The following is a 26,486-nucleotide window of genomic DNA, read 5'->3' as shown; positions in this document are numbered from 1 at the left end:
GCCTATGTAATAATATTCTCGTGCAGCAAGCTCAGGTGAACGCAGCGGATGACATCGTCGTCGACCTTCTCGTCACCGCGGGCAGGCTCACTCGGCTGGCCGGGGTGATCAGCGGCGACGACCTGCCGCGCGCCTTATCGCGAGCGCTTTCGGTGCTCGACGAACACGGCGCGTTGCGGGTCAGTGAGTTCGCCAGGATCGACCGATGTTCACAGCCGGCGGCAACGGCGCTGATCGGCAAGTTGGTCGCGGAGGGATTCGCGGCCCGGCGCAAGGACCCGGAGGACTCCCGGGTCGTCATCGTCGAGCTCACCCCGGCCGGGCGAACCCGGCTGGCCGAGTTCCGCCGAGCATTCGCCGCCGCGATCGGCGGACATCTTCCCGGCTTCGACACCGAACGCCTGGCACGGCTGGACGCCGAATTGCACGACCTGCTGGAGGCCCTGAAAACGGCTACGCGACAGCACGATCCGATATCGAGGGGACATCGATGAGCACAGTGGCTCCCACCCGCGCCGCGGCCTCGGCCGCGGACGGCACCAAGCAACCGAAAGCCGTCTGGGCGGTCGCGTTCGCGAGCGTGATCGCGTTCATGGGCATCGGCCTGGTCGATCCCATTCTCAAACCGATCGGCGAGCAGCTGCGCGCCTCACCTTCCCAGGTGTCGTTGCTGTTCACCAGCTACATGCTGGTGACGGGCGTGGCCATGCTGGTCACCGGCGTGGTGTCCAGCCGCTTCGGCGCCAAGAAGACGCTGCTGGCGGGCCTGGCGATCATCATCGTGTTCGCGGCGCTGGCCGGTATGTCCAGCACGGTCACGCAGATCGTCGGCTTCCGCGCGGGCTGGGGTCTGGGCAACGCGCTGTTCATCGCCACCGCGCTGGCCACCATCGTCGGCGCGGCCAGCGGCGGCGTGGCCCGCGCGATCATCCTGTACGAGGCCGCGCTCGGCATCGGCATCGCGACCGGTCCGCTGCTCGGCGGGGTGCTCGGCGGAATCAGCTGGCGCGGACCGTTCTTCGGCGTCTCGGTGCTGATGGCCGTCGCATTGGTCAGCATCGTCGTCCTGCTGCCGGAGGGCCCGAAGCCCACGCACCACACTTCGATCGCCGCGCCGTTCCGCGCGTTGCGCCACCGCGGGCTGCTGATCGTGAGCATCACCGCCCTGCTGTACAACTTCGGCTTCTTCACCCTGCTCGCCTACACCCCGTTCCCGCTGGACATGGGCACCTACGCGATCGGCTTCATCTTCTGCGGCTGGGGTGTGCTGCTGGCGATCGCGTCGGTGTTCCTGGCTCCCCGGTTGCAGCGCCGGTTCGGTTCGCTGCCGATGATGGGACTGTCGCTGGGACTGTTCGCGGCGGATCTGGCGGTGATGGCCGTCTTCGCCGAGCACAAGCCGGCGCTCATCGCGGGCACCGTGCTGGCGGGCCTGTTCCTCGGCGTGAACAACACGCTGATCACCGAGGCCGTGATGATCTCGGCGCCGGTGGAACGGTCCACCGCGTCGGCCGCGTACAGCTTCGTCCGCTTCGCGGGCGGCGCCGCGGCGCCCTACCTCGCGGGCAAACTGGGCGAGCACAGCATCTCGCTGCCGTTCTGGGTCGGCGCGGCGTGCACGGCCGCCGCGGTCGTCGTCCTGCTGACCGGGTGCGCCGCCTTGGCACACCTCGACGAGCACGAGCCCGCACCGCACAGCGTCGAGGAAGCCCAGGCCATCACCGTCGGCGACGACTGATCCGGAGGCATACCGAAGGCAGCCACCGGCGTGGCTGCCTTCGGCGTTTCCACCCTGGCGGCGGCCGGTGCGAGGAGTACGGTCGAGAAATATGACCGAAGCGAAGCGGGGCCGCGTCAGCGTCGAGACCAGCCAGAAGCGGGTGCGCGTCTACCTGGGCGGCCACTTGGTGGCCGACAGCGCGCGGCCGGTGCTGGTGTGGGAGAACCCGCACTACCCGGCCTACTATCTGCCGGTCGCGGATCTGCGCGCCAAACTCGAACCGAACGGACATACCGAACACTCCACGAGCCGGGGCGACGCGACCGTATACGACGTCATGGTCGACGGCACGACGGCAGGCGGGGCGGCACTGCGGTATCACGACTCGCCGCTCACCGAGTTGCGCGACTTGGTGCGGCTGGAGTGGAACGCGATGGACGAGTGGTTCGAGGAAGACGAACCGATCTACGTCCACCCGCGCAACCCGTATTCGCGCGTCGACATCCTGGCCAGTTCGCGTCATGTGCGGGTCGAGATCGGCGGCGTCACCGTCGCCGACTCGCGCGCGCCGCGCATCCTCTTCGAAACGGGCCTTCCCGCGCGGTACTACCTGCCGATGACGGACGTCCGCATGGATCTGCTGCACCCGTCGGCCACCCACACCCGCTGCCCCTATAAGGGCACCGCCGACTACTGGACTGTCCGCGTCGAAGGCAAGGAGTATCCCGACTACGTGTGGGGTTACCGCACACCTCTTCCGGAGAGTCAGAAAGTCGCCGGGCTGGTCTGCTTCTACAACGAGAAGGTCGACATCTACGTGGACGGTGAACTCCAGGAACGGCCCCGCTCGCCGTTCAGCTGAGTTCAGCGATAGCCCGTCGGCCCGTTGCGCGTCGTCGCCGTCGCGGTGCCGGTCGATAGCCTGCCGCAAGGCGAAAGTGCCCGGGATCGCCGTGATGCGTCCAGCCGGTCCGGGCTCCGGCGGCAGGTGCGCCAGTATCCGGCGCAATGCCCAGACGCGGCTCGGCGAGTGCTCGCAAGGTCGCCGCCCGCCGCGTCCTCCGGTCAGACCGCGACCAAGGGCGGGCTGTCGGCCGCGCGGCGGTATCGGCCGGGAGCCAGGCCGTATTCGCGTTTGAACGCCTTCGCGAAGGCGAATTCCGAGGTGTATCCGACGCGGCGGGCGACGGCGCCGAGGCTGCTGTCGGTGTCGCGGAGCAGGCGGGCGGCGGTCAGCATGCGCCAGCGGGTGACGTAGGCCAGCGGCGGTTCGCCGACCGTCGCGGTGAAGCGGCGGGCGAGGGTGGCGCGGGAGACGCCCGCAACGTGACCGAGATCGGAGACGGTCCAGGCTCGCGCGGGCTCCTCGTGCACGGCGCGCAACACCGCCGCTACGGCCGGATCGGCGAAAGCGCCTGCCCAACCGGAGGACTGCGCGTCGGCCTGCTCGTCGAACCAGGCGCGCAGGATGAACAGCAGCAGCGTCTCCAGGATCGCGGGCACGGCCGCGTCGCTGCCCGGGCGCGGCTCGGCGATCTCCGCGGCCAGCAGATCGACGGCGCCGCGCAACGCCGGATGACGCCCCGGGCGGGCGGGCAGGTGGATGAACTCGGGCAACTCGTCGAGAATCGGATGGCTGCGCCCGCGGCCGAGTTCGTAGGCGCCGCACAGCAACGCGGTCCGAACGCCGGGCCCCACGATTTCCCTCGGCTCTCCGGGCCTCGCGTGCTCGGTGACCGGGGAGTCCAAGCTGTCGACGAGGTCGTGATCGGCGCCGCGCGGCATGAACAACACGTCACCCACGCCGAGCGCCATCGGCCGTCCGTCCGGCGGCACCACCCAGCACGACCCCTGCAACACGACGTGGAAGCCCGCGCCGGGCACCACGGGATACCGGCGACCCCACGGAGCGTGCCGAACGAACAGACCCGAGGTCGGGCTACCGGTGCGAATGGCGGCGATGGCCTCGCTGAGGATGTCCACCAGAACACCGTAGCACTCCCAGTTTGAGCGTTCCAGACAAACTATAGAGCTTTATAAGCATTGGATAGCTCAGATGTGGGCAATACATTTCTTCTCATGACATCCACCGAAGCCACCCCCACCATCGCCGTCTACGGCGCCACCGGCCACACCGGCAGCTACCTGCTCGCCGAATTGCGCCGCCGCGGCATCACCCCGATCCTGGTGGGCCGCGACGCCGATCGCATCCGGGCCGCCGCCGATGCCGCGGACCTCCCGAATGCCGACATCCGGGTAGCGGACCTGACCGGCCATGCGGCCCTCGTCACGGCGTTCACCGGAGCCGACGTCGTGATCAGCAGCTTGCCCGCCTACGTCGAGAACGGCGCAGCGGTGCTCGCCGCGGCGATCGAGGCGGGCGCGCACTACACCGACATATCCGGCGAACAACTGTTCCTGCGGCGGGTTTTCGAGGAGTTCGGTCCGCGTGCCGCGGCGGCGGGCGTCACCGTTGTCTCCGGCATCACCGACAACAATCTCTCCGGCGACCTGCTCGCGCACCTCACCACCCGCCGGGTGGCCGGACCGGCCGAGGTGGTGCTGAGTCACCTGAGCAAGAGCGGCGGCAACGGTTCCAAAGGAAGCGCGAAGACGGTGTTCGCCAGCCTGGACTGGTTCCGTAGCGGCGGCTGGCACTACGCGGGCGGCGAACTGCGCACCGGCGCCACCGCACGGCACGACAAGATGATCTTCCCCGGCGACGCGGAGCCGACTCCCGTCGCGAAGTTCCCGCAGCCCCCGGTTATCACCATCCCCCGGCACTCGGAGGTCTCCTACGTCGAGGGCGTGCTCGCCACCTCGATCCTCGACCTGCTCAGCGGTTTCACCGCCGAGCTCATCGAGACGCTGCCCGACGAGCCGAGCTCGGATCTGCGCTACGACCTCGTGGTGGACACGTTCGGCGTGGACGGCGTCCGGGTCCGCGGCGTGGTGAGCGGGGTCGACTCCTACCGCGATTCGGCGCTGATGGCGGTGGAGACGGCCGTCCGGCTGGCCGAGGGCGCGGCCGCACCGGGTGCGCTGGCCCCCGCCGAAGCGTTCGACGCTGCCGATTTCCTGGATGCGCTGGCACCGTTCGGGATCACCTGGCGCATCGAGGAAAGCTGACCGGCAGCGCGAATCGGGCAGTCGGCGGATCGGGCATAGTCGAACGATGACCGACAATCGACCGCCGCTCGCCGTCGCACTCGATCTCGCACCGCATCCCGAGGGCGGCTGGTATCGCGAAACCTGGCGCAGTCCCGTGGAATTCACGCCGGAGGGCTACCCCGGTCCGCGCGCCGCCGCCACGGCGATCCATTTCCTGCTGCTGCCGGGCGAGCAGTCGGCCCCCCACACGGTGCGATCCGACGAGCTGTGGCTCTGGCATCGCGGCGGCCCGCTGGCGCTGGACATCGGCGGCCGGACGGTGATCCTCGGCCCCGGCCTGGAGCACGGTCATGTGCTCCAGGCCGTGGTGCCCGGCGGTGTGAGCCAGTCGGCGCGACCGGCGGGCACGGAGTATGCGCTGGTCAGCTGCATCGTCGCGCCGGGGTTCGACTTCGCGGACTTCCGGCTGGACTGACCGGGGTCAGCGCACCGGCACCCTGGCGAATTGAGCGAGCTCGTGTGGATCGTGCGCGCAGAACATCCGCACCCGGTCACCGTGATCGGCGCGCAGCGTACGCAGGCGCTCCAGGTTCTCCACCCGCGCGCGCCCCAGCGTGCCCGCCAACACCTCGAAGACGCCGAGCCCAACCGGTGGGCGAGCCTTCCCCACCACCAGCTGTCGGTGGTGGAAGTAGGCGTCACCGCAGTGCAGCAGCCACCCGTCGCTCTGCCGCACCGCGACGCCGCTGTGCCCGCGGGTGTGCCCGACCAGTGGGATCAGCATGATGTCCTCGAGCACCGGGACGGCGGTGAAGCCGAACCACGTGTCCGCGCCCGTTTCGTGGGCCAGCCAGCGGGGTCCGTGCTCCCATTGGCGCGGCTGGTAGCGCAGCTTCTCCCCGATGGTGAGCCGTTGGGTCGCCGCGTCGAGTTCGTCGGCGAAGACGTGCACGGTGGCGTCCGGAAAGTCGGACAGCCCGCCCGCGTGATCGACATCGAGATGGGTGAGCACGATGTGCCGGACATCCTCGCGCCGATAGCCGAGCCCGCGGATCTGATGCAGCGCGGTGAGTTCCGGACGCAGCCGCGGTCGCAGCAAGCGCGCGGTACCGAACCCGAGCCGGCCGCGGTCGAGCACGTCGGCCATGCCGAATCCGGTGTCCACCAGCACCAGCCCGGCATCGGACTCGATGAGCAGGCAATGCCCGACCAGCCCGCCGGTCAGCAGCCCACCGCTGCCCAGCAGCGCGCGCCCGCCGACCGGGCACATGGTCGCGCAGTCCAGATGCCGCACCAGCATCACGGAAACTCCCTCCTGCGGCGCCGGATCGGACGAGATCCGTTCCGGCACGAAGGTCTTCTTGTTCCCGTCAACGTAGCCCGAGCACGGCTCGCCCGCGACAGCACGGTCATCGCCGCGGCGATCGGCGGGCAAACCGAGCCGTGCTGAGGGCCCTCGAATACCGTGCCTAGTCAGGGATTTCGAGCACTCCCTCGGTCACGGCCCAGGCGATGGTGCGCTCGAGGTCGGGACACGAGTCAGGGCGGCCCGGCCCGTGGCCGCCCGCACTCAGCTCGGCGAAGACCGGGCAGCGTTCGGCGGGATCGCCGGTCCACTGCACCGAGGTCTGGTGCGTGCTGCTCTTGCGCACCAGCACCTGGCTCTGGCAGGCCTGACACCGCAGCGGGGTCAGGCCGTCCTCCAGGTACCGCTGTTTGTCGACCACCGTCTGGGCGTGCACTTCGGCTCGCCGCGCGGGTTGATCGGCGAAATCGGGTGCCTTCGCCCAGGTGGCCATCAGACGCCGGCCTCGGCTTCCTCGGACTCGCGCTTGCGCCGCAGGTTCTCGGCGACCTCGGCCTCCCACGCCTCGTTCGCCTTGGTGGTGTCCACCTCGAACTCGAAGCGCTGGGTCATCTTCTCGGTGACGTCGGCCAGGTCGACGTAGAACTGGTCGTACCACCGACGCAGCTGGTAGACCGGCCCGTCCTCCTCGCACAGCAGCGGATTCTCGACCTTGGACTTGTGCTTCCAGATCTCCACGTCCTGCAGGAAGCCGACGCTGATGCCCTCGGTCATCTTCTCCGCCAGCTTGGTCGCCATCTCACCCTCGACGCCCTTCGGCTTCTCCAGCGTGATGCCCCATTGCAGGACGAAGGAGTCCTGCGTGACCGGGTAGTGACAGTTGATCAGGACGCTCTTGACCTCGTAACCGCTGTAGATGTTGATCAGCGGGTTGATCATGTACGAGGGTCCGAAATACGAGGCCTCGGACTTGAGCAGCGTGTCACCGCCGTACTTGGAGGCCATGCCGATGTCCGGCCTGCCTTTGGTCTCCAGGAACTGGGTGGCGATATGCCCCTCGAAGACGTTCTTGAAGTACGTCGGGAAGGCGAAATGAATGTAGAAGAAGTGGGCCATGTCGACCACGTTGTCGATGATCTCGCGGCAGTTGGCGCCTTCGATCAGCATCGAATTCCAGGTCCAGTCGGTCCACCCGCTGTCGAGTTGCTCGGTGGGGTTGCCGTCCGCGTCGGTGTAAGGGCCCTTGATGTGCGGAATCGTGACCTCGGGCGGCGGCTGGCTGCCCTCGTGGTCGTGCCAGACGAACAGCTGGCCGTTGCGCTCGAGCGTGGTCCACTTCCTGGTGCGCGCCAACGGCGGCACCCGGCGGGCGTACGGAATCGCGGTGCATTTGCCGTTGGTCCCCGACCAGCGCCAGTCGTGGAACGGACAGGCGATGTCGTCGCCCTTGACCTCGCCCATGCTCAGGTCGCCGCCCATGTGCCTGCAGTAGGCGTCGAGCACCCGCAGTTCACCGTCGCCGTCGGCCCAGACGACCAGCTTGGTGCCGAAGATGTTCACCGCGTGCGGCTTGCCGTCCCGGAACGTCTTGGCCAGACCCAGGCAATGCCATCCCCGCGCATAGCGGGTGGGTGCGGTGCCGACATCCAGCTCCCGTACCTTCGCACCGCCGCCCTGTGGGGTAACTGCCATCGCGATTCCTCCTCCATCTGTACTAGAACACGTTACAAAACTGGCGCTCTAGACGCCAGCGATTCCCCTCACTTCCTGCATGAGCGCATGTCCGAGCGGGGGTCGACACCGGTTCTCGACAGAAATAGGAACCTGTTCTAGTCTCAGAGGCAAATGACATTCTGGACATCACCGACCAGGCAGGAGCAGGTCCCGAGATGACGCAAGAAGTGACCGAACGGGTCGAAGCGCTGTTGCCGACGTTGCGCGAACGCGCACAGGAGGCCGAGGACCTGCGGCGCATCCCCGACGAAAGCATGAAGGCGTTGCAGGAGACCGGCTTCTTCCGGTTGCTCCAGCCCAAGCAGTGGGGCGGTCACGCCGCCGATCCGGTGGTCTTCTACGACACCGTGCGCAAGATCGCCAGCGCGTGCGGCTCCACCGGCTGGGTGGCGGGCATTGTGGGCGTGCACAACTGGCACCTCGCGCTGTTCGCCCAGCAAGCGCAGGAAGACGTCTGGGGCGAGGACACCGAAGTGCGGATCTCCTCCTCCTACGCGCCCATGGGCGCGGGCACGGTTGTCGACGGCGGCTATCTGGTCAATGGCGCGTGGGCCTGGTCGTCCGGCTGCGATCACGCCACCTGGGCGGTGCTCGGCGGCCCGGTGATCAAGGACGGCAAGCCGGTCGACTTCGGCAGCTTCCTCATCCCGCGCGACGACTACCGCATCGACGACGTGTGGAACGTGGTCGGCCTGCGCGGCACCGGTTCCAACACCGTCGTGGTGAAGGACGTCTTCGTGCCCTCGCACCGATTCCTCAGCTTCCGCGCGATGAGCGAGCTGAAATCGCCCGGCCTGGAGCGGAACACCGACCCGGTCTACAAGATGCCTTGGGGCACAATCCATCCCACTACCATCTCCACCCCGATCGTCGGCATGGCCTACGGCGCCTACCAGGCGCACGTCGAGCACCAGGGCAAGCGGGTGCGCGCGGCCTACGCGGGCGAGAAGGCCAAGGACGACCCGTTCGCCAAGGTGCGCATCGCGGAGGCCGCCAGCGACATCGACGCCGCGTGGCGCCAGCTGTCGGGCAACGTGGCCGACGAATACGCGCTGCTGGTGGCGGGCGAGGAGATCCCGTTCGACCTGCGCGTGCGAGCCCGCCGCGACCAGGTGCGCGCGACCGGCCGCTCGATCGCCGCGATCGACAAGCTGTTCGAGAGCTCCGGGGCCACCGCGCTGTCGAACGGCACACCACTGCAACGCTTCTGGCGTGACGCGCACGCCGGCCGGGTGCACGCGGCCAACGATCCGGAGCGCGCGTACCTGATGTACGGCACGCACGAGTTCGGGCTGCCCGTCACCGACGGCATGGTCTAGGAGGGGTGACCGTGACATCGACCGTGGAACTCACCGCCGAATCGACTTCCCGCTACGCGCAGGTGCGGCCCGATCTGCGGCTGCACTACCACGAGGCGGGCGTCGGCAACGGGCCGACGATCGTGCTGCTGCACGGCGGCGGTCCGGGCGCGTCCTCGTGGTCGAACTTCGCGCGCAACATCCCGGTGCTGGCCGAGCACTTCCACGTGATCGCGGTGGACCAGCCGGGCTACGGCCGCTCGGACAAGCCCACCGAGCATCCGCAGTACTTCGTGCACAGCGCGTCGGCGCTGAAGGACCTGCTCGACCACCTGGAGATCACCTCGCGGGTGCACCTGCTGGGCAACTCGCTCGGCGGCGGCGCGGCGGTCCGGTTCGCGCTGGACTACCCGGATCGGGCCGGAAAGCTGGTCCTGATGGGACCGGGCGGGCTGAGCACCAACCTGTTCGCGCCCGATCCGACCGAGGGCGTGAAGCTGCTCTCCAAGTTCAACTACGAGCCGACCAGGGAGAACCTGGCGGCGTTCCTGCGCATCATGGTCTTCGACCAGTCGTTGGTCACCGACGAGCTGATCGAGGAGCGGTTCGCTTCGGCGAGCACGCCGGAGGCACTGGCCGCGACCCGCGCCATGGGCAAGTCGTTCGCGAGCGCGGACTTCGAGAAGGGCATGCTCTGGCGCGACGCCTACAAGCTGCGTCAGCCGGTGCTGTTGATCTGGGGTCGCGAGGACCGGGTCAACCCGCTGGACGGCGCGCTGGTGGCGACCAAGCTGATCCCGCGCGCGCAGCTGCACGTCTTCGGCGGGTGCGGGCACTGGGCGCAGCTGGAGAAGTTCCATGAGTTCAACCGGCTGGCCATCGATTTCCTCGCGGGCGTCAAGGAGAAGTGATGGGAATCCGTTCACTGGGATATCTGCGAATCGAGGCGACCGACATGGCCGCCTGGCGGGAGTACGGCCTGAAGGTCCTCGGCATGGTCGAGGGCAAGGGGGCCGACCCCGAAGCGTTGTATTTGCGCATGGACGAGTTCCCGGCCCGGCTGGTGATCGTCCCCGGCGAGCAGGACCGGCTGCTGATCTCGGGCTGGGAAACCGCCAACGCCGAAGAGCTGCAGGACATTCGCAACCGGTTGGACGCGGCGGGCGTGCCCTTCAAGGAGGGCACCGCCGCCGAACTGGCCGATCGCCGGGTGTACGAGCTGATCCGGTTCGACGATCCCTCCGGCAACACGCTCGAGGCGTTCCACGGCGCGGCGCTGGAGCATCGCCGGGTGGTCAGTCCCTATGGGCACAAGTTCGTCACCGAGGAGCAGGGGCTCGGGCACGTGGTGCTCAGCACCAAGGACGACAAGGCGGCGCTGGAGTTCTACCGTGACGTCCTCGGCTTCCGGCTGCGCGACTCGATGCGGCTGCCACCGCAGATGGTCGGCCGCCCGGCCGACGGCGAGCCCGCCTGGCTGCGGTTCTTCGGCTGCAACCCGCGCCACCACTCGCTGGCGTTCCTGCCCATGCCGACACCGAGCGGCATCGTGCACCTGATGATCGAGGTGCAGAACGCCGACGACGTCGGGCTGGCCTTGGACCGCGCGCTGCGCAAGAAGGTCAAGATGTCGGCGACGCTCGGGCGGCACGTCAACGACAAGATGCTCTCCTTCTATATGAAGACGCCGGGCGGTTTCGACGTCGAATTCGGTTGTGAGGGCCTGGAAGTGGACGACCACGACTGGATCGCGCGGGAATCCACCGCGGTGAGCCTGTGGGGCCACGACTTCACCGTCGGACAGCGGCAGCAGTGACCGAGAGGGCGAGCGAAACGATGACCGCGGACGGATCCGAGATCGATCCACGGCAGTTCCGGAATGTGCTGGGGCAGTTCTGCACCGGCATCACCGTGATCACCACCTTCGACGGCGAGCAGGCCCCGATCGGCTTCGCCTGCCAATCGTTCGCCGCCCTCTCGCTGGAACCGCCCCTGGTGCTGTTCTGCCCCACCAAGGCGTCCAGGTCCTGGGCGGCGATCGAGAAATCCGGGCGCTTCTGCGTGAACGTCCTCGCCGAACAGCAGCGCGAACTGTGCGCCCGCTTCGGCTCCCGCGAACCCGACAAGTTCGCCGGCGCCGCCTGGCACACCTCCGACCTGGACCTGCCGGTCCTGGACGACGCGCTGGCCACCATCCAATGCAAGGTCGACAGCGTCGTCGACGGCGGCGACCACTACATCGTCATCGGCCGGGTCCAAGCCCTCACCGAAACGACGACCACCGGCCGCCCCCTGCTTTTCTACCGGGGGCAGTACACCGCCATCGAACCCGAGAAGACCACCCCGGCCCCTTGGCGCGCGGACTTGGAGCACTTCCTCACGACTACCACGCTGGACACCTGGTTGTAGCGACCCGAAGAAACGAACTTCTGTAGCTCGTCGCGCTACATGGGGCTACAATCGTGCTATGAAGGTGATCACCCAGCGCGAGTTCCGCAACAACTCAGCGGCGGTCATGGATGCTGTCGAGGCCGGGGAGACTTTCCGCGTAACCCGAAATGGGGTGGAGGTTGCCGAGGTGCGGCCGGTCGGCCGACAGCGCCGCCGCACGGCGGAAGAAGTTGTTGAACGGCATCGCAAACTCCCGCGTATCGACTATGCCCGCATGCGGCAAGAGGCCGACGAATTCTTCGGAACAGAAGATCGGGTCGGTGACGACGATGCATGGGGATCACGTTCATGACCGAGCGATACGCCTCAGGCGTGTTGGACACCTGCACCTACATCGACCTGTACGCGCTTGATCCTGCGTCTTTGCCGAAGCTGCCCGAGATCACCGCAATCACGCTGGCTGAACTGCACCAAGGCGTCGCCATGGCGAAAGACACTGCTACTCGCGCCGCACGATCCGAGCAACTCGGCGCCGCCATAGTGGATTTCGATCCGTTGCCTTTCGACGCGGAGGCCGCGACACGCTACGGCACCCTGGTAGCACTTACCCTGGCAACGAAACGCGACCCGCGGCCCCGCCGGATGGATCTGCTCATAGCGGCGATCGCGTCGGTACGTGGACTACCGCTGTACACCCGCAACAGCGCGGATTTCCTCGGGCTGGAAAGCATGCTCCAGATCGTCGCGGTCTAGCGCATCAAGCGCTCGATCGGCCGTGTGGCCGACCGAGCCGGGTGGCGCTGTCGCCCTCGCAGGTCAGTACTTGTAGAACCCCTCGCCGGTGGCGATGCCGAGCTTGCCCTTATCGATGTAGTTCTCCTTCAACCACTGGGCCAGCCGTTGGGAGTCCTCGTCCTCGTTGTTGACCAGGATGTTGTACGGCGTGGTCAGGCCGATGATGTCGAGGATGCGGAACGGCCCGGCCGGTGCGCCGGTGCCGATCTGCCAGGTCTTGTCCACCGCTTCAGGATCGGCGTAGCCCCCCGCCGCCAGGCTCATGCCCGCGTTGAGCAACGGCACCAGTAGCGAGTTCAGGACGTAACCGGCCTTCTCCTTGTGGATTTCGATGGGCACCATGCCGATCTTCGAGGCGAAGTCGACCACGGCCTGGTACACCGCCGGGTCGGTGTCGGCCGTACCCATGATCTCGGCGGTGTTGAAGTGCCACACCTGATTCGCGAAGTGCAGCGCTAGGAACCGGTCCGGGCGGCCGGTGAAGTCCTTCATGGCGCTGGGCAGCAGGGTGGAGGAGTTGGTGGCGAAGATGGTGCGCTCCGGAGCGACCCGGCCGAGTTCCTCATATGTCCGCTGCTTGATGCTCAGCACCTCGGGAATGGCCTCGATGACCAGGTCCGCGTCCTGCACCGCTCGAGCCAGCTCGGAACTGAGCGCAATGCCCGCCGCCGTTTGCTCCGCCTTGCCGTCCCCACCGCCGGGTACCTGCTCGCGGTAAACCGCCGCGAGCCCGTGGAGTCGCTTCTCGGCCGCGGCCAGCGCCCTGTCGTCGATGTCGTAGGCCGTCACCTCGAAACCGCGAAACGCGGTCTGGAATGCGATCTGCGACCCGAGCACTCCCGTGCCGAGGACGGTCACCTTGCGAATATCGATGGTCATTCGCCGATCCTCTCGACTGTCTGGCCCGGTCACCGGCCGGGATGCCGCCGCATGCACGGCGGCAGAGACACTACGCCGCCGATCGCTCGGCGATCGCCGCCGCCACGGGACGCTTCCCGGTTTCGCGCCGACTTCGAGGAGGCCGCGCGTTCACGAACGGCCGTACAGTTCGTCCAGCCCAACCAACTCGACTTCGCCTTCGCGCTCGGCGCGTCGGAGGTCTTCGCTGAACTCCGCGCCGGAGAAGCAGAGCAGGCGCGTGCCGGTGACATCGAATTCTTTACTCTGCCCCTGAGCGCGGGGAATTCCGAGATCACCCATGCTCATGCGCCACTCAAAGGGTGAAGTGCTCAGTTGATGAGCACTTTGGGGCGGAGGATGAGGTGTATGAACAGCACCGCATCTTTGGAGGCACGTGTGGGTCAGTGGGATGAAACGGGCATCCTCATTTGCACCGGCATCGGGCAGTGGGAGGAGTGGCTCGCAGCCAATCACCACCAGGCCGCCGGGGTCTGGCTGAAGATCGCCAAGAAGGGGGCGGCGGGCACGACGATCACGATCACCGAGGCGCTCGACGGCGCGCTGTGCTTCGGGTGGATCGACAGTCACCGCCGCGGCCTCGACGCGGACCACTACCTCCAGCGGTACTCGCCGCGCCGTCCGAAGAGCCCCTGGTCGCAGGTCAATGTCGGTAAAGCCGAAGCACTGATCGCCACGGGCCGGATGCGCGCCCCCGGCTTCGCGGCCATCGCCGCCGCCCAGTCGGACGGCCGCTGGTCGGCCGCCTACGCACCTCAGCGCACCGCCACCTGCCCAGCCGACCTGCGTGACGCGCTCGGCGCGAATGCCCCCGCACGGAACAGTTTCGATCAACTCGACCGCACCGCGCAGTACGCCTACTTCCTGCGGCTGATGAAGGCGCGGACTTCCACCGAGCGCGCCGACCTAGTGCGGCGGATGGTCGCCGAACTGGCCGGATAGCGACCGTTTCCGGGTCAGGCGGTGACCGTCGCCTTCTCCCGCTGCAGTTCCAGCGCGATGTCGATGAGCTGGTCCTCCTGCCCGCCGACCAGCTTGCGCTTGCCCGCGCGCACGAGCATCTCGGCGGCCGAGACGCCGTAACGCTCGGCTTGGCGTTCGGCGTGCTTGAGGAAGCTGGAGTAGACGCCCGCGTAGCCCATCATCAGGGCCTGGCGGTCGAGCAGACATTCCTGCGGCATGGCCGGGCGGACGACGTCTTCGGCGGCGTCGGCGATGGCGAAGAAATCGATGCCGGTCTTGACGCCGAGCTTGTCGCACACCCCCACCAGCGCCTCGACCGGCGTGTTGCCCGCGCCCGCGCCGAAACGCCGCGCGCTGCCGTCGATCTGGGTGGCACCCGCGCGGATGGCGTACACGGAGTTGGCCACGGCCAGGTCGAGATTCTCGTGGCCGTGGAAGCCGACCTGCGCGTCGTCGCCGAGTTCGGCGACCAGCGCCGCGACCCGGTCGGAAACCTGTTCCAGCACCAGCGCTCCGGCGGAGTCGACGATGTAGACGCACTGGCAGCCCGCGTCGGCCATGATGCGCGCCTGCTCGGCCAGCACCTCCGGCGGCTGGGTGTGCGACATCATCAGGAAGCCTACGGTCTCCAGCCCGAGTTCGCGGGCCAGGCCGAAGTGCTGGATCGACACGTCGGCCTCGGTGCAGTGCGTGGCGATGCGGCAGATCGACGCGCCGTTGTCCTGGGAGATCTTGATGTCTTCCTTCACCCCGACGCCGGGCAGCATCAGCACGGCGATCTTCGCGTGCTTCGCTGTCTCGGCCGCGATGGTGACCAGTTCCTGCTCCGGCGTCTTGGAGAAGCCGTAGTTGAACGACGAGCCGCCCAGGCCGTCGCCGTGGGTCACCTCGATCACCGGGACGCCCGCGCCGTCCAGCGCGGCCACGATGTCCCGGACCTCGGTGGCGGTGAACTGGTGGCGCTTGTGGTGGGATCCGTCGCGCAGCGAGGTGTCGGTGACGCGGATGTCGAGTTCTGCTGAGTAGGCCATTCGAATAGCTCCTTACACCCGGGCCGTGACGATTTGTTCGGCGATGACCTCGCCCACCTGCGTCGCGGCGGCGGTCATGATGTCGAGGTTGCCCGCGTACGGGGGCAGGAAGTCGCCCGCGCCCTCCACCTCGACGAACACCGACACCTTGGCCAAGCCGCCGGAGACCACCGATGGCTCGTCGAACTGCGGCTCGTTCAGCAGCCGGTAGCCGGGCACGTACTGCTGGATGTCGGCGACCATCCGGTGGATGGAGTCGGCGATCGCGTCGGTGTCGGCGTCCTCGGGGATGGCGCAGAAAATGGTGTCGCGCATGATCATCGGCGGCTCGGCCGGATTCAGGATGATGATGGCCTTGCCGCGCTGCGCTCCGCCGATGGTCTCGACGCCGCGGCTGGTGGTCTTGGTGAACTCGTCGATGTTCGCCCGCGTGCCGGGGCCCGCGGAAACCGACGACACCGACGCTACGATCTCCGCGTACGGCACCGGGACGACCCGCGAGACCGCGGCGACGATCGGGATCGTCGCCTGGCCGCCGCAGGTGATCATGTTGACGTTCGGCGCGTCGAGATTCGCGCCCAGGTTCACCGGCGGCACGACGGCGGGGCCGACAGCGGCGGGGGTGAGGTCGACGGCGCGGATGCCCGCTTCGGCGTAGCGCGGCGCGGCGGCGCGGTGCACATACGCCGAAGTCGCCTCGAAGATCAACTCGGGCAGTTCGGACTGCCCGAGCAGCCAGTCCACGCCCTCGTGCGAGGTCTCCAGCCCGAGCCCGCGCGCCCGCTTCAGGCCCTCGCTGTCCGGGTCGATCCCGATCATCCAGCGCGGCTGGATCTTCTCCGAGCGCAGCAGTTTGTAGAGCAGGTCGGTGCTGATGTTGCCGGACCCGACGATCGCGGCGGTGACGGTCCCGTTCACGGACACGACAGCCTCCCTAGGTGAATTGCAGACGGACAGAGCCGAGTCCGGCGAACTCGGCGTGGAACGCATCGCCCGGACGGGCGTCGATGGCGCGGGTGCACGAGCCGGGCAGCACGATGTCACCGGCCTTCAGCCGGACGCCGAAACTCGCGACCTTGCGCGCCAGCCAGGCCACCGCGATCACCGGATCGCCCAGCACGGCGTCGCTGCGGCCTTCGGCGACCACCTCGCCGTTGCGGGTGAGCACCGCGTCGATGGCCTTGACGTCGATGTCCTTCGGCGCGACGCGCTCGGCGCCGAGCACGAAACCGGCGGAGGACGCGTTGTCGGAGATGGTGTCGGCCAGGCCGATGTGCCAATCCTTGATCCGCGAGTCGATCAGCTCGATCGCGGGTGCGAAGGCGACCGTGGCGTCGAGCACGTCCGCTTCGGTGCACTCCGCGCCGGGCAGGTCCGCGCCGAGCACGAAACCGACCTCCACCTCGACACGGGGGAACAGATAGCGGCCCGCTTCGACCGGAACGTCCTCGTAGACTTCCATTTCCGCGAGCAGGTGCCCGTAGTCCGGCTCGTCCACGCCCATCATCTGCTGCATGGCCTTCGAGGACAGGCCCACCTTGTGCCCGACCACGCGCGCGCCGTCGGCGAGCCTGCGCCGGATGTTGATCAGCTGGATCTCGTAGGCGTCGACCACGTCGATGTCAGGGTGGCGGGTGATCAGCGGATCGATCGCCACCCGTTCGCGCTCCGCGCGCTCGAGTTCGTCGGCCAGTTCGGTTCGTACCGCGTCGGACAGCACGCTAGTTCCCTTCCACAGTTGCTTTTTCCAGCGCCGAGACCTGCTCGCCCGCCGCGGACCGGCCGGCCCTGCGGCCGGAGAAGACGCAGTCGGCCAGCGACAGCCCGCTGACGTAGGACTCGGAGCAGACGCCGAGCGCGGTGCGACCGGCGGCGAAGAGCCCGGGGATGTCGTCCCCCTCGCCCGTCTTGATCGCGCCGGTGTTCTCGTCCACGACGACGCCGCCGAGGGTGAGCATGGGGCACGGGTTGGTCAGGCTCGGTTTGATGCCCACATCCAACAGCCAGAACGGGCCGGTGCGGACCGGATTGGTGAACTCGGCGGGCTTGCCGGCCGGATCGGGGGCGCCGGTCTCGATCGCGGTGTTGTGCGCCTCGACCGTCGCGCGCAGCCCGGCGGGATCGATCCCCGCCTTCGTCGCCGCTTCCTCCAGCGTGGCGCCACTGACCGCGGTGCGCCGCATGGTTTCGAACTGCCCGCGCTGGAACCACGCGCCCTGCTTGCCGATCTGCCCGATCGCGGTGCGCATCAGCGGGCCGTCGGCCAGCAGCCAGCCCTTGCCGTCGTGCTCGGTGATCAGGGCGTTGCCCACCGCGGCGCCGTAGCGCGTCTCGTCGATGACCCGGCGACCGGCGGCGTCCACCAGCAGCGCGCCGGTGAAAGCGCTGGGCGGGAGCAGGAATCGCCACGCGGAGACGTTGTCCATGCGGTCCACGGCCGCGCCGACCTGCTGGGCCATCAGGATGCCGCTGCCATCGTCGGCGGTGGTGCCGAGGGCGAGACCGCCGTGGAAGGCGGGCGCGTACTGCCGCACCATGTCGCGATTGGCGATGAAGCCGCCCGCGCACAGCACCACCCCGCGCCGCGCGAGGACGCGTATCGTGCTGCCGTACCGGCGTTCCAGCCGGTCCAGCCGCTGTTCCAGTGCGCGCCGCAGCGGCGGGTAGTAGATGCCCGGCTTGGCCGCGATGTTCGCCATGCGCGTGTAGCGGTCCCGGACCCGGCCGGGGGCGTCGCGCAGTGTGTGGCACTCGACGCCGATCACCGCGCCCGTGCCGTCGGTGATCAATCGGGTTACCCGGGTGAGGGTTTCCACGCGGACTCCCGCCCGGGACGCCGCAGCGGCGAGCGGGCCGGTGAGCTTCTTGCCCGAAGTGCCTCTGCCCTTCACCCGATGTCCGCGCTGAGCGGCCGGGATGTCACGGAACGCGCCGGAGATCTCGCTACCGGAGTAGTACAGGTAGTAGCGGTCGTTGGGGTAGGAAGTCTTGTACGGGCACAGTGAGGCTTCGAACGGGACGCCGTGCGCCTTCAGCCACTCGATCAGCTCCGGGCTCTCGTCCACGAACTTGCGCAGCGTCGCGGGAGTGACCGCGCCGCCGACCTCGCGCTCGAGATAGGCGTACATCGCCTCCGGGGTGTCTTCGACCCCCGCCTCCCGCTGTACCGAGGTGCCGCCGCCCGCGTAGATGATGCCGCCGGACAGCGCCGACGTGCCGCCCCCGGCGAAGCGTTCGAGCACCAGCACCTGCGCGCCCGCCGCGGTCGCTTCCAGCGCGGCCGCCGCGCCCGCGGCGCCGTATCCGACCACGACAACGTCGGTGGCCAGGTCCCATTCGAGGCCCATGTTCTTAACTCCGGTCTGAAACTGAAACAAGTTTCCTCGACAAACGGAACGTCGAGCAAGTCTTCTGCCACACAACATAGACCAATGGCGCGTCCATTCTATAACGTGTTCTACATGACTGATCGGGAATACGACGTGGTGGTGGTCGGCAGCGGCGCCGCCGGCATGACCGCCGCCCTCACCGCGGCCCAGCACGGGCTGAGCGTGGTGGTCATCGAAAAGGCCGCGCACTACGGCGGGTCGACCGCGCGCTCCGGCGGCGGCGTGTGGATCCCGGGCAACAAGGCGCTGCGCGCGTCCGGTCGGCCCGACGACCGCGAGGACGCGCGGACCTACCTGCACAGCATCATCGGCGACGTCGTGCCCAAGGAACGGATCGACACCTACATCGATCGCGGCGCGGAAGCGATGGACTTCGTGCTCGATCACTCGCCGCTGAAGATGACGTGGGTGCCGGGCTACTCCGACTACCATCCCGAGGCGCCGGGCGGGCGGCCGGAGGGGCGCTCGTGTGAGCCCAAGCCGTTCGACACGAAGATCCTCGGCGACGAGCGGTTCAACCTGGAGCCGCCGTACGCGAAGGCTCCGCTGAACGTGGTGGTCATGCAAGCCGACTTCGTCCGGCTCAATCTGATCCGGCGTCATCCGAAGGGCATGCTCCGGGCGATGCGCGTCGGCGCGCGTACCTACTGGGCCAAGTTCACCCGCAAACACATCGTCGGCATGGGGCAGGCCATCATCGCGGGCATGCGCAAGGGACTCATGGACGCGAACGTGCCGATGTTGCTGAACACTCCGATGACCGACCTCGTCGTGACGAACGGCGTCGTCACCGGCGTCCATGCGCTGCACGAGGGCGAGCCGGTCACCTTCACCGCCCGCTACGGCGTAGTCCTCGGCAGCGGCGGTTTCGAGCACAACGCTGAAATGCGCACCAAATACCAGCGCCAGCCCATCACCACCGAGTGGACCACCGGCGCGGCCGCCAACACCGGCGACGGCATCCAAGCGGGCATGGGTGCGGGCGCGGCTATCGGTTTCATGGAGGACGCCTGGTGGGGGCCGACCATTTTCAAGGGCGGCAAACCGTGGTTCGCGCTGGCCGAACGGAACCTGCCCGGCAGCATCATGGTGAACGCCGACGGCAAGCGATTCGGAAATGAGTCCGCTCCTTATGTCGAGGCCGTGCACACCATGTACGGCGGCGAGTACGGGCAGGGTGAGGGACCGGGCGAGAACATCCCCGCGTGGCTGGTGTTCGACCAGCGCTACCGGAACCGCTACATCTTCGCCGGGCTACAGCCCGGGCAGCGCTTCCCGTCCCGGTGGATGGAAAACGACTTCATCGTCAAGGCCGAGAGCATCGAGGAATTGGCAGGCAAGATCGGCGTGCCCGCCGAGGAGTTGGCCGCGACCGTCACCCGGTTCAACGGCTTCGCCGAGACCGGCAAGGACGAGGACTTCGGCCGCGGCGACAGCCACTACGACCGGTACTACGGCGATCCGACCGTGCGGCCCAACCCGTGCCTGGCCGCGCTGGTGCAGGGCCCGTACTACGCCGCCAAGATCGTGCCGGGCGATCTGGGCACCAAGGGCGGACTGGTGGCCGACACCGCCGGGCGGGTGCTGCGCGAGGACGGCAGCGTCATCGAAGGGTTGTACGCCTCAGGCAACTGCTCCACACCGGTGATGGGACACACCTACGCGGGGCCCGGCGCCACCATCGGCCCCGCGATCACCTTCGGCTACCTCGCGGTGCTCGACATCGTCGAGCGCAAAAAGGACCGGCCCGCACCCGCTGCGACGGAAGCCTGACGACCGCTCGCGGTGCGGGTCACGCACCCATCCCGCCGAACGGGCGACGCACTGGCGAGCCTCGGTCGCGCCGAGCATGCTCGGACCGAAAGGCGCATCGATTTCCGGCGCGGCCCCGGTCGCGGTGCGGCAGGCCCGGATCGATCCACAATCATGCACAAGGAGAACTGATGCCCATCGACCCGAAGATCGCGCTCGGCGCGCAACTGCCGAGCCGGGAGTTCGCCTGGACCCCCTCGGACGTGCAGCTCTACCAGCTGGGCCTGGGCGCGGGTACGCGCTGGACCGACCCCGCCGAGCTGCGCTATCTCGACGATCGGGAACCACAGGTGCTGCCGACCTTCGCCACCGTGGCGGCGACGGTGCACGAGACCGAGCCGCCGAAGGTGAGCTTCCCCGGCATCGAGATCGACTTGGCGAAGGTGGTGCACGGTCATCAAGAGGTCGAGGTGCACCGGCCGATTCCCGCCGCGGGCAAGGCGACCAAGGTCAGCCGGATCGCCGAGGTCTGGGACAAGGGCTCGGCAGCGGTCATCGTGCAGGAGCACACGGTCACCGGCTCCGACGGAGCGCCGCTGTGGACCGAGCGCTCATCGATCTTCGCCAAGGGTGAGGGCGGCTTCGGCGGCGAGCGCGGCCCCAGCAGCAAGTCCGAACTGCCCGACCGCGCCCCGGACTTCGAGGTCACCACGCCGACCCTGCCGCAGCAGGCGCTGCTCTACCGGTTGTCCGGAGACCGCAACCCGCTGCACTCCGACCCCGAGTTCGCCCGTGCCGCCGGATTTCCCGCGCCCATCCTGCACGGCCTGTGCACCTACGGCATCGTGTGCAAGACCGCGACCGACACCGTGCTCGACTCCGACGCCAGCCGCGTCATCGGGTTCCGCGCCCGGTTCGCGGGCGTGCTCTACCCGGGCGAGACGATCCGCACCCGGATCTGGCGGCGGGACGACGTACTCACCATCGCCGCAACCGTGGTGGAGCGCGACGACGCACCGGTTCTCGGCGACGTCTCCCTACGGATCGGCCCCGCCTGAGCGGTTTGCCTCGCATGACGGCGCGCCACATGTGGGCGAGCGCGTCCGCAGGACGGCTTGGGGGGCCGGGTGCTCGTCTCCTGGAAGCATTCCAGCGGTCAGTATCTCGGCCCAGTAGTCGTGTCGAACCCGGTCCCAGAGTCCGCCGAGACGCGGGTAGCGCTCCCGAGCCTCCGATAGATCCGGCCACGGCATGAACGAGACAGTGGGGGTCTCGCCGTTCGTCAGTTGGGCGATACGCGCTATGCGTCCGACCAGCTTCCATTCGACCGACGCTGAGCCATCCGGGGATGTCGTGACGTGCGACGGGTTCGGCTTCATCGCAAACCCTCCGGCCGGTCGTCTTCGATCCGGGAACCTGGCCACGGGCACGGACGCCGGTCGCTGCGTTGGTGCCCTCCGATTCGGCCGTCTACGACCGGGACCAGGTGGAGGCAGAACAGCCTATCGGGGCAACGGACATCGGTCAGTGTCCCCCATCCATTCGGTGGGCCGTCGGCCGTCTTCCACCAGCGGCACCGAGACAACGGCACAGGGTCGACGACGACCCGATCGTCCGGTAACAGAGTCACTTTCGTCCCTGTGCTTGGTTCTCACCCGAGTACGGGGACGGTTCACCCGTACCCGGGGAGTCTTTGTAGGCCCAGTCAGCCATAGCGTCCGCGAAGAGCCACAGCATCAACAGCGGCGGAGGCTCGTACCGGCCTGGAGGAATTTCGTCCGCCCTCGGGACGCGCTGGGTTAGGTCGTGGCTCACGTCGAACCCCCTGAGTGTTCACCGGCTTCGGGTGGGCGTCGTCCGGCAGACGGCCGTAGCGGGCCGTGCAATCGATATCCACCGCTGCCCTGACGATTGGTTCGCACGCGGCACCGGGGAACGAATCGACCGGTGCCGAACGCTGTCTCAAAGGTATGGATAGCCGCGGGACGCCAGAACTTCGCCGAGAACGCTTTGCCGGACATTTGAAACGTCCGGTGTGTCCTCGAGGGACCTTTGGGAAGATGTGCGTATGACATCTCGACTCGAGTCCGCGATGCTGAGGGCCGGACTCGACTCAGCTGCGCTGGCGGCAATCGCCAGCGTGGACGTGAAGACCGTCAACCGGTGGCTTGCCGGTCGGGTACCGCACCGTCGAACCAGGATTCGGATAGCCGAAGCACTCCAGGAGACCGAAGAGACCCTATGGCCCGTGGCGCGGCCGGACATGCAATCCGGCGCACCGGCTACCGCGGAGGTCATCAGCGCGTACGCACACCGGGCGGACATTCCCAACGACCTATGGATTTCGTTGGTACACAAGGCAACCGAATGAATCGACATTATCGGGTATGCCTACCCGTTCGTGTTCGAACTGCTGCCGAGGGCAGCCGAGATCATCGCTGCCAAGTGCCGCGCAGGATGCGAGGTTCGGCTAGGCTTCGCCGATCCGGACTGCGCTCACGTCATGGAGCGTGACGCGCTGGAGCAGATGGGCGGGGGACGCTCCCCGGCCGGATACGCAACGCGCTGTCGATGCTGGGACCGCTTGCGGATACCCCCGGCTGCACCGTGGGAGTTCATTCGACCCATCTGTATAACTCTGTGTTCCGGTTCGACTCCGAGATGATCGTGACGCCGTACCTGTTCCGTGCCCGTGGCTACCAGCACACGGCGCTGCATCTGCGCCGGTTGTCCCAGCACGGGATATTCGAGTCGTTCGCCGACCAGTTCGAACAGATATGGGGCACTGTCACCCCGTACTCAACGACGCAAGGATTCGCCAATGGGCTCACGGCGTGACTACTACCGAGATCCGAACGCGCCACGGCCGAACTCACTGAAGCCGGGAGCTTCAGCGTTGGTGACCGACGAGAACGGGCGTGTGCTGATGCAACGCCGTGGCGACTCGGGTAACTGGTCTCTCCCCGGTGGAATCATGGAAATAGGCGAGACCCTGGAGGATTGCGCGGTTCGAGAGACCCGCGAAGAGACCGGACTGGACATAGAGATCACCGGCTTGCTCGGTATCTACACCGACCCCGAGCACGTGATCGAACACGCGAACGGAGAGGTCCGGCAAGAGTTCGCAGTGGTCTACTACGGCAGAGTGACCGGTGGGGAAATCTCCGTATCCGATGAATCGACCTCTGTCGAGTTCCTGCGACTCGAAGAACTCGAGACGCTGCCCGTACACGAGACTGTTCGGCTCCGGTTGCGGCACCACGCCGAACAGCGCACGAGTCCGTATCTGGGTTGACTGCGAAACATTCAGCCGGGCTGGTCAGCTTATAGACGGACGAACGCCTATCGGCCTACGGCGTCTCAGGCTTGGCCGTGCGGCCCAGTTCCCGGTCGTCGCGCCCGCGCCGGGCCGCGACGCCCTGGATCACCAGGGCGTACAGCACCAGCACGAGCACCGGCGCGGCCAGCGGGGCCCAGGCCAGGCGCAGCGGGACGAGAGCCGCGCAGACGGCGGCCGCCGCGAAGCCGACCGCTCCGGCCACCGAGGGGATCGTCGTCGGCACCACGCCGTGCGGCGCGGTCACCGTGGCGGCGTTGAGAAGGTAGGTCGTCGCCACCAACCCAGTTGCGGCGGAAGCGAGCACACCGGCGTCGGCGACCGCCAGCACGCCGAGCGCGAGCAGCACGGCGCACACCGCGAGCGGCCGGAACCACCAGCCGAGCGCGACGAGCAGCAGAGCGGGAAGGCCGCTCCACGGCTCCAGCAGCGCCACCGACGCCACCAGCAGCACCCCGGAGAGAACGGCGAGGAATCTGGTCATCGGCGCACCCGTACCGTCCTGCGGTGCTCCGGGAGCACCCGCATGATCTGGTCGAGGCGCGCGTCCTGCGGCCACGCCACGATGTCGACGCCGACGGTGCCCATGTCCCGGTACATCGCCGCGCGCTCGAGCTGCCACATCCTGGCCAGGGTCGGGTCGAGGTGCTCATGGAACGGCGGCCCGCGCAGGACGTCGACCACGACCACCACGTGCCCGCGCTTGCGCAGATCGATCAGCGCGAGGGCGAACTGGGTGTCCAGCAGCGTGGAGAACGCCACCACGATCGCGCCGAGCGGTACGGCCGCGTGCGGCGCCAGGGTGCCGGTGGTCGGAATGTGCTCGTCGCCGACGTCGAGCACGGTGTCCACGATGCGGTAGAACTGGCGGCGCCCGATGTCCGGCCGCAGCCAGCGCGGCTCCTGGCCCAGGCAGACCACCGCGGTGCGATCGCCCGCCTGCAAGGTCGACTGCACGACCTGCGCCGCGCCGCGCACCGACAGCTCCAGCGAGTCGGCGGCCGGTCCCGGCGCCTGCTGCGAGGTGTCCACCAGCACCACGACGTCCGCCGAGCGATTGGTCAGCCGCTCGGTGACGTACAGTCGCCCGCGCCGCGCGCTCACCGGCCAGTTCACTATGCGCAATTGGTCGCCGGGCGCGTAGGCGCGGATGTCCGCGTACTCGACGCCGGGCCCGTGCCTGCGGGTCAGATGGGTGCCGAGCCGCTCAGGAAGTTCCGTGCGCGGCAAGCGCATTCGCTGCGGATCGGTGATCGGGTACACGAACAGCTGACCGGCGGGCAGCACGGCGGTGGCGATCGCGAGCCCGGCCGGGCTCAGCGCCGAGACCCGCACCGTCACCGGATAGCGCCCCCACCGGCCCGCCGAGAGCGCGAGCCGCAACCCGGCCGGCGCCGTCCCGGAATCACTGGCCTCCTCGACCTGGATTCCCAGCCCCGTCGAGCTCTCCGGTTTCAGGCGCAGCAGCGCGTGCCCCTTCTCGACGAAGGCGGCGACGGTGAGCACCACTTCCTCGGTCTCGAAACAGCGCAGCGTGCCGCCCCCGTCGACCTGGATCCTGGTCGAGGACTGCTGCCACGGCGCGGTGGCCAGCACGCCGAGCAAGGGAGCGGCGAACACGATCGGCTGCCACCTGCCGAGGACCACCGCGAGCACCAGGGCCGCCGCGGCGCATACCGCGAGCATGAAGACCAGCGGTGCGGGCCGCCACCGCAATTCGGCGTCGACCGCGGAGCTGGCGTCGCGGTGCCTCATGTCACGGTGGCGCGCGGGACCGGCAGACGGCGCAGCAGTTCGGTGATCACGTCCTCGCCGCGGATGCGGCGCACCCACATCTCCGGTCGCAGCGTGATCCGGTGCGACATGGCCGGGATCGCCAGCGCCTTGACGTCTTCGGGAATCACGTAGTCGCGGCCGAGCAGCAGCGCCCGCGCCCGCGACATCTGCACCAGATCGAGTTCCGCGCGCGGACTCGCGCCGACCTCGACCTGCGGGTGTCCCCTGGTCGCCGAGGCCAAGGCGACCACGTAACTGACCACGTCGGGGTGCACGGTCACGTATTCGACGGATTGCCGCATCTCCAGCAACCCGTTCGCGTCCACGACCTGGTTGACCTGCGGCTGCTGCGCGCCGCGCTCCAGCCTGCGCCGGATCATCTGCGTCTCGTCCTGCTCGGACAGGTACCCCAGCCGCAACTGGATGGCGAACCGGTCGAGCTGGGCTTCCGGCAGCGGGTAGGTGCCCTCGTACTCGATCGGATTATCGGTGGCCAGCACGACGAACGGCTGCGGCAGCAGGAACGTCTCGCCGTCGATGCTGACCTGTCCCTCCGCCATCGCCTCCAGCAGCGCGGCCTGGGTCTTCGGCGGGGTGCGGTTCACCTCGTCGGCCAGCAGCACGTTGGTGAACACCGGGCCCCTGCGGAAGGTGAACCGGCCGGAGGACATGTCGTAGATCGTCGAGCCCAGCAGGTCCGCGGGCAGCAGGTCGGGGGTGAACTGCACGCGGGTGAACTGCAGCCCGAGCGCGGCCGCGAACGATCGCGCGATGAGCGTCTTGCCGAGGCCGGGTAAGTCCTCGATCAGCACGTGCCCACCGGACAGCACGGCGATCATGATCAACTGCAACTCGTCCTGCTTGCCGACCACGACCCGGGACAGCTCCCGGAGCACGGCCTCGCTGCGCTGGATGGTCACGTCCATCGGCATGGTCATTTGTGTACCCGCACTTGCCTCAACCCA

Annotated in this window: 29 protein-coding genes; 16 read left to right on the top strand and 13 right to left on the bottom strand. The window is 68.1% G+C overall.

The features are described from left to right. Positions 1-20: 20 nt before the first annotated feature. The 3 genes from LTT66_RS15475 (at position 21) to LTT66_RS15465 (ending at position 2,582) form a co-directional block, all read left to right on the top strand. Positions 21-494 (top strand): MarR family winged helix-turn-helix transcriptional regulator, encoded by a 474-nt coding sequence (locus tag LTT66_RS15475; protein ID WP_233068106.1) that lies wholly within the window; start codon positions 21-23, stop codon positions 492-494. Next, on the top strand, positions 491-1,738 hold the full coding sequence (locus LTT66_RS15470) for an MFS transporter (RefSeq protein ID WP_233068105.1): 1,248 nt from the start codon (positions 491-493) through the stop codon (positions 1,736-1,738). Before LTT66_RS15475 ends, LTT66_RS15470 begins: the two co-directional genes overlap by 4 nt. A 91-nt stretch (positions 1,739-1,829) precedes the next feature. After that, entirely contained in the window at positions 1,830-2,582 is a 753-nt protein-coding gene (locus tag LTT66_RS15465; RefSeq protein ID WP_233068103.1) for a DUF427 domain-containing protein, read from the top strand. A gap of 203 nt (positions 2,583-2,785) precedes the next feature. Here the strand turns inward: LTT66_RS15465 and LTT66_RS15460 are convergent, their stop codons facing one another. After that, positions 2,786-3,703, bottom strand: coding sequence for an AraC family transcriptional regulator (locus tag LTT66_RS15460; RefSeq protein ID WP_233068102.1), 918 nt, complete (start codon positions 3,701-3,703; stop codon positions 2,786-2,788). 96 nt (positions 3,704-3,799) lie between these two features. Here LTT66_RS15460 and LTT66_RS15455 point away from each other — a divergent pair, with 96 nt between their 5' ends. Further along, positions 3,800-4,849 (top strand): saccharopine dehydrogenase NADP-binding domain-containing protein, encoded by a 1,050-nt coding sequence (locus LTT66_RS15455; protein WP_233068099.1) that lies wholly within the window; start codon positions 3,800-3,802, stop codon positions 4,847-4,849. A 46-nt stretch (positions 4,850-4,895) separates the two neighbouring features. Beyond that, entirely contained in the window at positions 4,896-5,306 is a 411-nt protein-coding gene (locus LTT66_RS15450) for a cupin domain-containing protein (RefSeq protein WP_233068091.1), read from the top strand. A gap of 6 nt (positions 5,307-5,312) precedes the next feature. Here the strand turns inward: LTT66_RS15450 and LTT66_RS15445 are convergent, their stop codons facing one another. From LTT66_RS15445 to LTT66_RS15435, 3 genes are all read right to left on the bottom strand, one after another. Further along, positions 5,313-6,182 (bottom strand): MBL fold metallo-hydrolase, encoded by an 870-nt coding sequence (locus tag LTT66_RS15445; RefSeq protein WP_233068089.1) that lies wholly within the window; start codon positions 6,180-6,182, stop codon positions 5,313-5,315. A gap of 118 nt (positions 6,183-6,300) precedes the next feature. Beyond that, a complete protein-coding gene (locus tag LTT66_RS15440; protein ID WP_233068087.1) occupies positions 6,301-6,630 on the bottom strand; it encodes a hypothetical protein in 330 nt (109 codons plus the stop codon). Beyond that, on the bottom strand, positions 6,630-7,829 hold the full coding sequence (locus LTT66_RS15435; RefSeq protein WP_233068078.1) for a Rieske 2Fe-2S domain-containing protein: 1,200 nt from the start codon (positions 7,827-7,829) through the stop codon (positions 6,630-6,632). The genes LTT66_RS15440 and LTT66_RS15435 overlap by 1 nt, the downstream gene beginning before the upstream one ends. Before the next feature lie 197 nt (positions 7,830-8,026). Here LTT66_RS15435 and hsaA point away from each other — a divergent pair, with 197 nt between their 5' ends. From hsaA to LTT66_RS15405, 6 genes are read left to right on the top strand one after another with little or no spacing between them, the layout of a single operon-like run. After that, positions 8,027-9,190 (top strand): 3-hydroxy-9,10-secoandrosta-1,3,5(10)-triene-9,17-dione monooxygenase oxygenase subunit, encoded by a 1,164-nt coding sequence (gene hsaA / locus LTT66_RS15430; protein ID WP_181719015.1) that lies wholly within the window; start codon positions 8,027-8,029, stop codon positions 9,188-9,190. 11 nt (positions 9,191-9,201) lie between these two features. After that, entirely contained in the window at positions 9,202-10,080 is an 879-nt protein-coding gene (gene hsaD, locus LTT66_RS15425; protein WP_233068076.1) for a 4,5:9,10-diseco-3-hydroxy-5,9,17-trioxoandrosta-1(10),2-diene-4-oate hydrolase, read from the top strand. Further along, positions 10,080-10,985, top strand: a complete 906-nt coding sequence (hsaC, locus tag LTT66_RS15420; protein ID WP_233068075.1) for an iron-dependent extradiol dioxygenase HsaC — start codon at positions 10,080-10,082, stop codon at positions 10,983-10,985. The genes hsaD and hsaC overlap by 1 nt, the downstream gene beginning before the upstream one ends. Before the next feature lie 20 nt (positions 10,986-11,005). Further along, the gene (hsaB, locus tag LTT66_RS15415; RefSeq protein WP_181719017.1) at positions 11,006-11,578 is read left to right on the top strand and encodes a 3-hydroxy-9,10-secoandrosta-1,3,5(10)-triene-9,17-dione monooxygenase reductase subunit; all 573 of its coding nucleotides are present in this window, start codon (positions 11,006-11,008) and stop codon (positions 11,576-11,578) included. A 58-nt stretch (positions 11,579-11,636) separates the two neighbouring features. Next, positions 11,637-11,912: a type II toxin-antitoxin system Phd/YefM family antitoxin gene (locus LTT66_RS15410; RefSeq protein WP_233068073.1), complete on the top strand. Its 276-nt coding sequence runs from the start codon at positions 11,637-11,639 to the stop codon at positions 11,910-11,912. Further along, entirely contained in the window at positions 11,909-12,313 is a 405-nt protein-coding gene (locus LTT66_RS15405) for a type II toxin-antitoxin system VapC family toxin (protein WP_233068071.1), read from the top strand. Before LTT66_RS15410 ends, LTT66_RS15405 begins: the two co-directional genes overlap by 4 nt. Positions 12,314-12,376: 63 nt before the next feature. On the opposite strand, the gene LTT66_RS15400 is transcribed toward LTT66_RS15405, so the two are convergent. Together LTT66_RS15400 and LTT66_RS15395 are read right to left on the bottom strand one after the other, a co-directional pair. Beyond that, positions 12,377-13,234 carry a 3-hydroxyacyl-CoA dehydrogenase gene (locus LTT66_RS15400; protein WP_233068069.1) on the bottom strand — a complete coding sequence of 286 codons (858 nt, stop codon included), beginning with the start codon at positions 13,232-13,234 and terminating at the stop codon, positions 12,377-12,379. A 150-nt stretch (positions 13,235-13,384) separates the two neighbouring features. After that, positions 13,385-13,561, bottom strand: a complete 177-nt coding sequence (locus LTT66_RS15395; protein ID WP_233068067.1) for a hypothetical protein — start codon at positions 13,559-13,561, stop codon at positions 13,385-13,387. Between the two features lie 60 nt (positions 13,562-13,621). On the opposite strand from LTT66_RS15395, the gene LTT66_RS15390 reads away from it, so the two are divergent. Next, positions 13,622-14,215, top strand: a complete 594-nt coding sequence (locus LTT66_RS15390) for a YdeI/OmpD-associated family protein (RefSeq protein ID WP_233068065.1) — start codon at positions 13,622-13,624, stop codon at positions 14,213-14,215. 14 nt (positions 14,216-14,229) lie between these two features. On the opposite strand, the gene dmpG is transcribed toward LTT66_RS15390, so the two are convergent. The 4 genes from dmpG to LTT66_RS15370 are packed head-to-tail and all read right to left on the bottom strand — an operon-like array spanning position 14,230 to position 18,614. After that, positions 14,230-15,267, bottom strand: a complete 1,038-nt coding sequence (gene dmpG / locus LTT66_RS15385) for a 4-hydroxy-2-oxovalerate aldolase (protein WP_233068063.1) — start codon at positions 15,265-15,267, stop codon at positions 14,230-14,232. A 12-nt stretch (positions 15,268-15,279) separates the two neighbouring features. After that, complete coding sequence (locus tag LTT66_RS15380) at positions 15,280-16,185, bottom strand: acetaldehyde dehydrogenase (acetylating) (RefSeq protein WP_195066835.1); 906 nt, start codon at positions 16,183-16,185, stop codon at positions 15,280-15,282. Between the two features lie 16 nt (positions 16,186-16,201). Next, positions 16,202-16,987: a 2-keto-4-pentenoate hydratase gene (locus LTT66_RS15375; RefSeq protein ID WP_233068061.1), complete on the bottom strand. Its 786-nt coding sequence runs from the start codon at positions 16,985-16,987 to the stop codon at positions 16,202-16,204. Position 16,988: 1 nt separating this feature from the next. Beyond that, complete coding sequence (locus tag LTT66_RS15370) at positions 16,989-18,614, bottom strand: FAD-binding protein (protein ID WP_233068059.1); 1,626 nt, start codon at positions 18,612-18,614, stop codon at positions 16,989-16,991. A 105-nt stretch (positions 18,615-18,719) separates the two neighbouring features. On the opposite strand from LTT66_RS15370, the gene kstD reads away from it, so the two are divergent. The 4 genes from kstD (at position 18,720) to LTT66_RS15350 (ending at position 23,703) form a co-directional block, all read left to right on the top strand. Next, complete coding sequence (gene kstD, locus LTT66_RS15365) at positions 18,720-20,429, top strand: 3-oxosteroid 1-dehydrogenase (protein WP_269822014.1); 1,710 nt, start codon at positions 18,720-18,722, stop codon at positions 20,427-20,429. 170 nt (positions 20,430-20,599) lie between these two features. After that, a complete protein-coding gene (locus LTT66_RS15360) occupies positions 20,600-21,466 on the top strand; it encodes a MaoC/PaaZ C-terminal domain-containing protein (RefSeq protein ID WP_233068054.1) in 867 nt (288 codons plus the stop codon). Between the two features lie 1,582 nt (positions 21,467-23,048). Further along, positions 23,049-23,246 (top strand): hypothetical protein, encoded by a 198-nt coding sequence (locus tag LTT66_RS15355; RefSeq protein ID WP_233068052.1) that lies wholly within the window; start codon positions 23,049-23,051, stop codon positions 23,244-23,246. Beyond that, positions 23,230-23,703 carry an NUDIX domain-containing protein gene (locus LTT66_RS15350; RefSeq protein WP_233068050.1) on the top strand — a complete coding sequence of 158 codons (474 nt, stop codon included), beginning with the start codon at positions 23,230-23,232 and terminating at the stop codon, positions 23,701-23,703. The genes LTT66_RS15355 and LTT66_RS15350 overlap by 17 nt, the downstream gene beginning before the upstream one ends. 55 nt (positions 23,704-23,758) lie before the next feature. On the opposite strand, the gene LTT66_RS15345 is transcribed toward LTT66_RS15350, so the two are convergent. Genes LTT66_RS15345 through LTT66_RS15335 form a run of 3 tightly spaced genes read right to left on the bottom strand, consistent with a single transcriptional unit; the run spans position 23,759 to position 26,459 of the window. Further along, positions 23,759-24,229, bottom strand: a complete 471-nt coding sequence (locus LTT66_RS15345; protein ID WP_233068048.1) for a hypothetical protein — start codon at positions 24,227-24,229, stop codon at positions 23,759-23,761. Further along, positions 24,226-25,500, bottom strand: coding sequence for a DUF58 domain-containing protein (locus LTT66_RS15340; RefSeq protein ID WP_233068045.1), 1,275 nt, complete (start codon positions 25,498-25,500; stop codon positions 24,226-24,228). The genes LTT66_RS15345 and LTT66_RS15340 overlap by 4 nt, the downstream gene beginning before the upstream one ends. Beyond that, a complete protein-coding gene (locus LTT66_RS15335) occupies positions 25,497-26,459 on the bottom strand; it encodes an AAA family ATPase (protein WP_195031995.1) in 963 nt (320 codons plus the stop codon). The genes LTT66_RS15340 and LTT66_RS15335 overlap by 4 nt, the downstream gene beginning before the upstream one ends. Positions 26,460-26,486: the final 27 nt, after the last annotated feature.

Origin of the sequence: Nocardia gipuzkoensis (assembly GCF_021183645.1) — a bacterium.
Lineage (GTDB): Bacteria > Actinomycetota > Actinomycetes > Mycobacteriales > Mycobacteriaceae > Nocardia > Nocardia abscessus.
This window is presented reverse-complemented; position numbering and strand designations above follow the sequence as displayed.

Excerpts from the sequence above, each read along its gene's own strand:
- LTT66_RS15350 (WP_233068050.1), top strand. The coding sequence starts at position 23,230 with ATGGGCTCACGGCGTGACTACTACCGAGATCCGAACGCGCCACGGCCG.
- LTT66_RS15410 (WP_233068073.1), top strand. The coding sequence starts at position 11,637 with ATGAAGGTGATCACCCAGCGCGAGTTCCGCAACAACTCAGCGGCGGTC.
- LTT66_RS15470 (WP_233068105.1), top strand. The coding sequence starts at position 491 with ATGAGCACAGTGGCTCCCACCCGCGCCGCGGCCTCGGCCGCGGACGGC.
- LTT66_RS15390 (WP_233068065.1), top strand. The coding sequence starts at position 13,622 with ATGAACAGCACCGCATCTTTGGAGGCACGTGTGGGTCAGTGGGATGAA.
- LTT66_RS15440 (WP_233068087.1), bottom strand. The coding sequence starts at position 6,630 with ATGGCCACCTGGGCGAAGGCACCCGATTTCGCCGATCAACCCGCGCGG.
- LTT66_RS15400 (WP_233068069.1), bottom strand. The coding sequence starts at position 13,234 with ATGACCATCGATATTCGCAAGGTGACCGTCCTCGGCACGGGAGTGCTC.
- LTT66_RS15395 (WP_233068067.1), bottom strand. The coding sequence starts at position 13,561 with ATGAGCATGGGTGATCTCGGAATTCCCCGCGCTCAGGGGCAGAGTAAA.
- hsaA (WP_181719015.1), top strand. The coding sequence starts at position 8,027 with ATGACGCAAGAAGTGACCGAACGGGTCGAAGCGCTGTTGCCGACGTTG.
- LTT66_RS15360 (WP_233068054.1), top strand. The coding sequence starts at position 20,600 with ATGCCCATCGACCCGAAGATCGCGCTCGGCGCGCAACTGCCGAGCCGG.
- LTT66_RS15405 (WP_233068071.1), top strand. The coding sequence starts at position 11,909 with ATGACCGAGCGATACGCCTCAGGCGTGTTGGACACCTGCACCTACATC.
- LTT66_RS15370 (WP_233068059.1), bottom strand. The coding sequence starts at position 18,614 with ATGGGCCTCGAATGGGACCTGGCCACCGACGTTGTCGTGGTCGGATAC.
- LTT66_RS15335 (WP_195031995.1), bottom strand. The coding sequence starts at position 26,459 with ATGACCATGCCGATGGACGTGACCATCCAGCGCAGCGAGGCCGTGCTC.
- LTT66_RS15340 (WP_233068045.1), bottom strand. The coding sequence starts at position 25,500 with ATGAGGCACCGCGACGCCAGCTCCGCGGTCGACGCCGAATTGCGGTGG.
- LTT66_RS15450 (WP_233068091.1), top strand. The coding sequence starts at position 4,896 with ATGACCGACAATCGACCGCCGCTCGCCGTCGCACTCGATCTCGCACCG.
- LTT66_RS15345 (WP_233068048.1), bottom strand. The coding sequence starts at position 24,229 with ATGACCAGATTCCTCGCCGTTCTCTCCGGGGTGCTGCTGGTGGCGTCG.
- hsaC (WP_233068075.1), top strand. The coding sequence starts at position 10,080 with ATGGGAATCCGTTCACTGGGATATCTGCGAATCGAGGCGACCGACATG.
- LTT66_RS15435 (WP_233068078.1), bottom strand. The coding sequence starts at position 7,829 with ATGGCAGTTACCCCACAGGGCGGCGGTGCGAAGGTACGGGAGCTGGAT.
- hsaB (WP_181719017.1), top strand. The coding sequence starts at position 11,006 with ATGACCGCGGACGGATCCGAGATCGATCCACGGCAGTTCCGGAATGTG.
- LTT66_RS15465 (WP_233068103.1), top strand. The coding sequence starts at position 1,830 with ATGACCGAAGCGAAGCGGGGCCGCGTCAGCGTCGAGACCAGCCAGAAG.
- dmpG (WP_233068063.1), bottom strand. The coding sequence starts at position 15,267 with ATGGCCTACTCAGCAGAACTCGACATCCGCGTCACCGACACCTCGCTG.
- LTT66_RS15455 (WP_233068099.1), top strand. The coding sequence starts at position 3,800 with ATGACATCCACCGAAGCCACCCCCACCATCGCCGTCTACGGCGCCACC.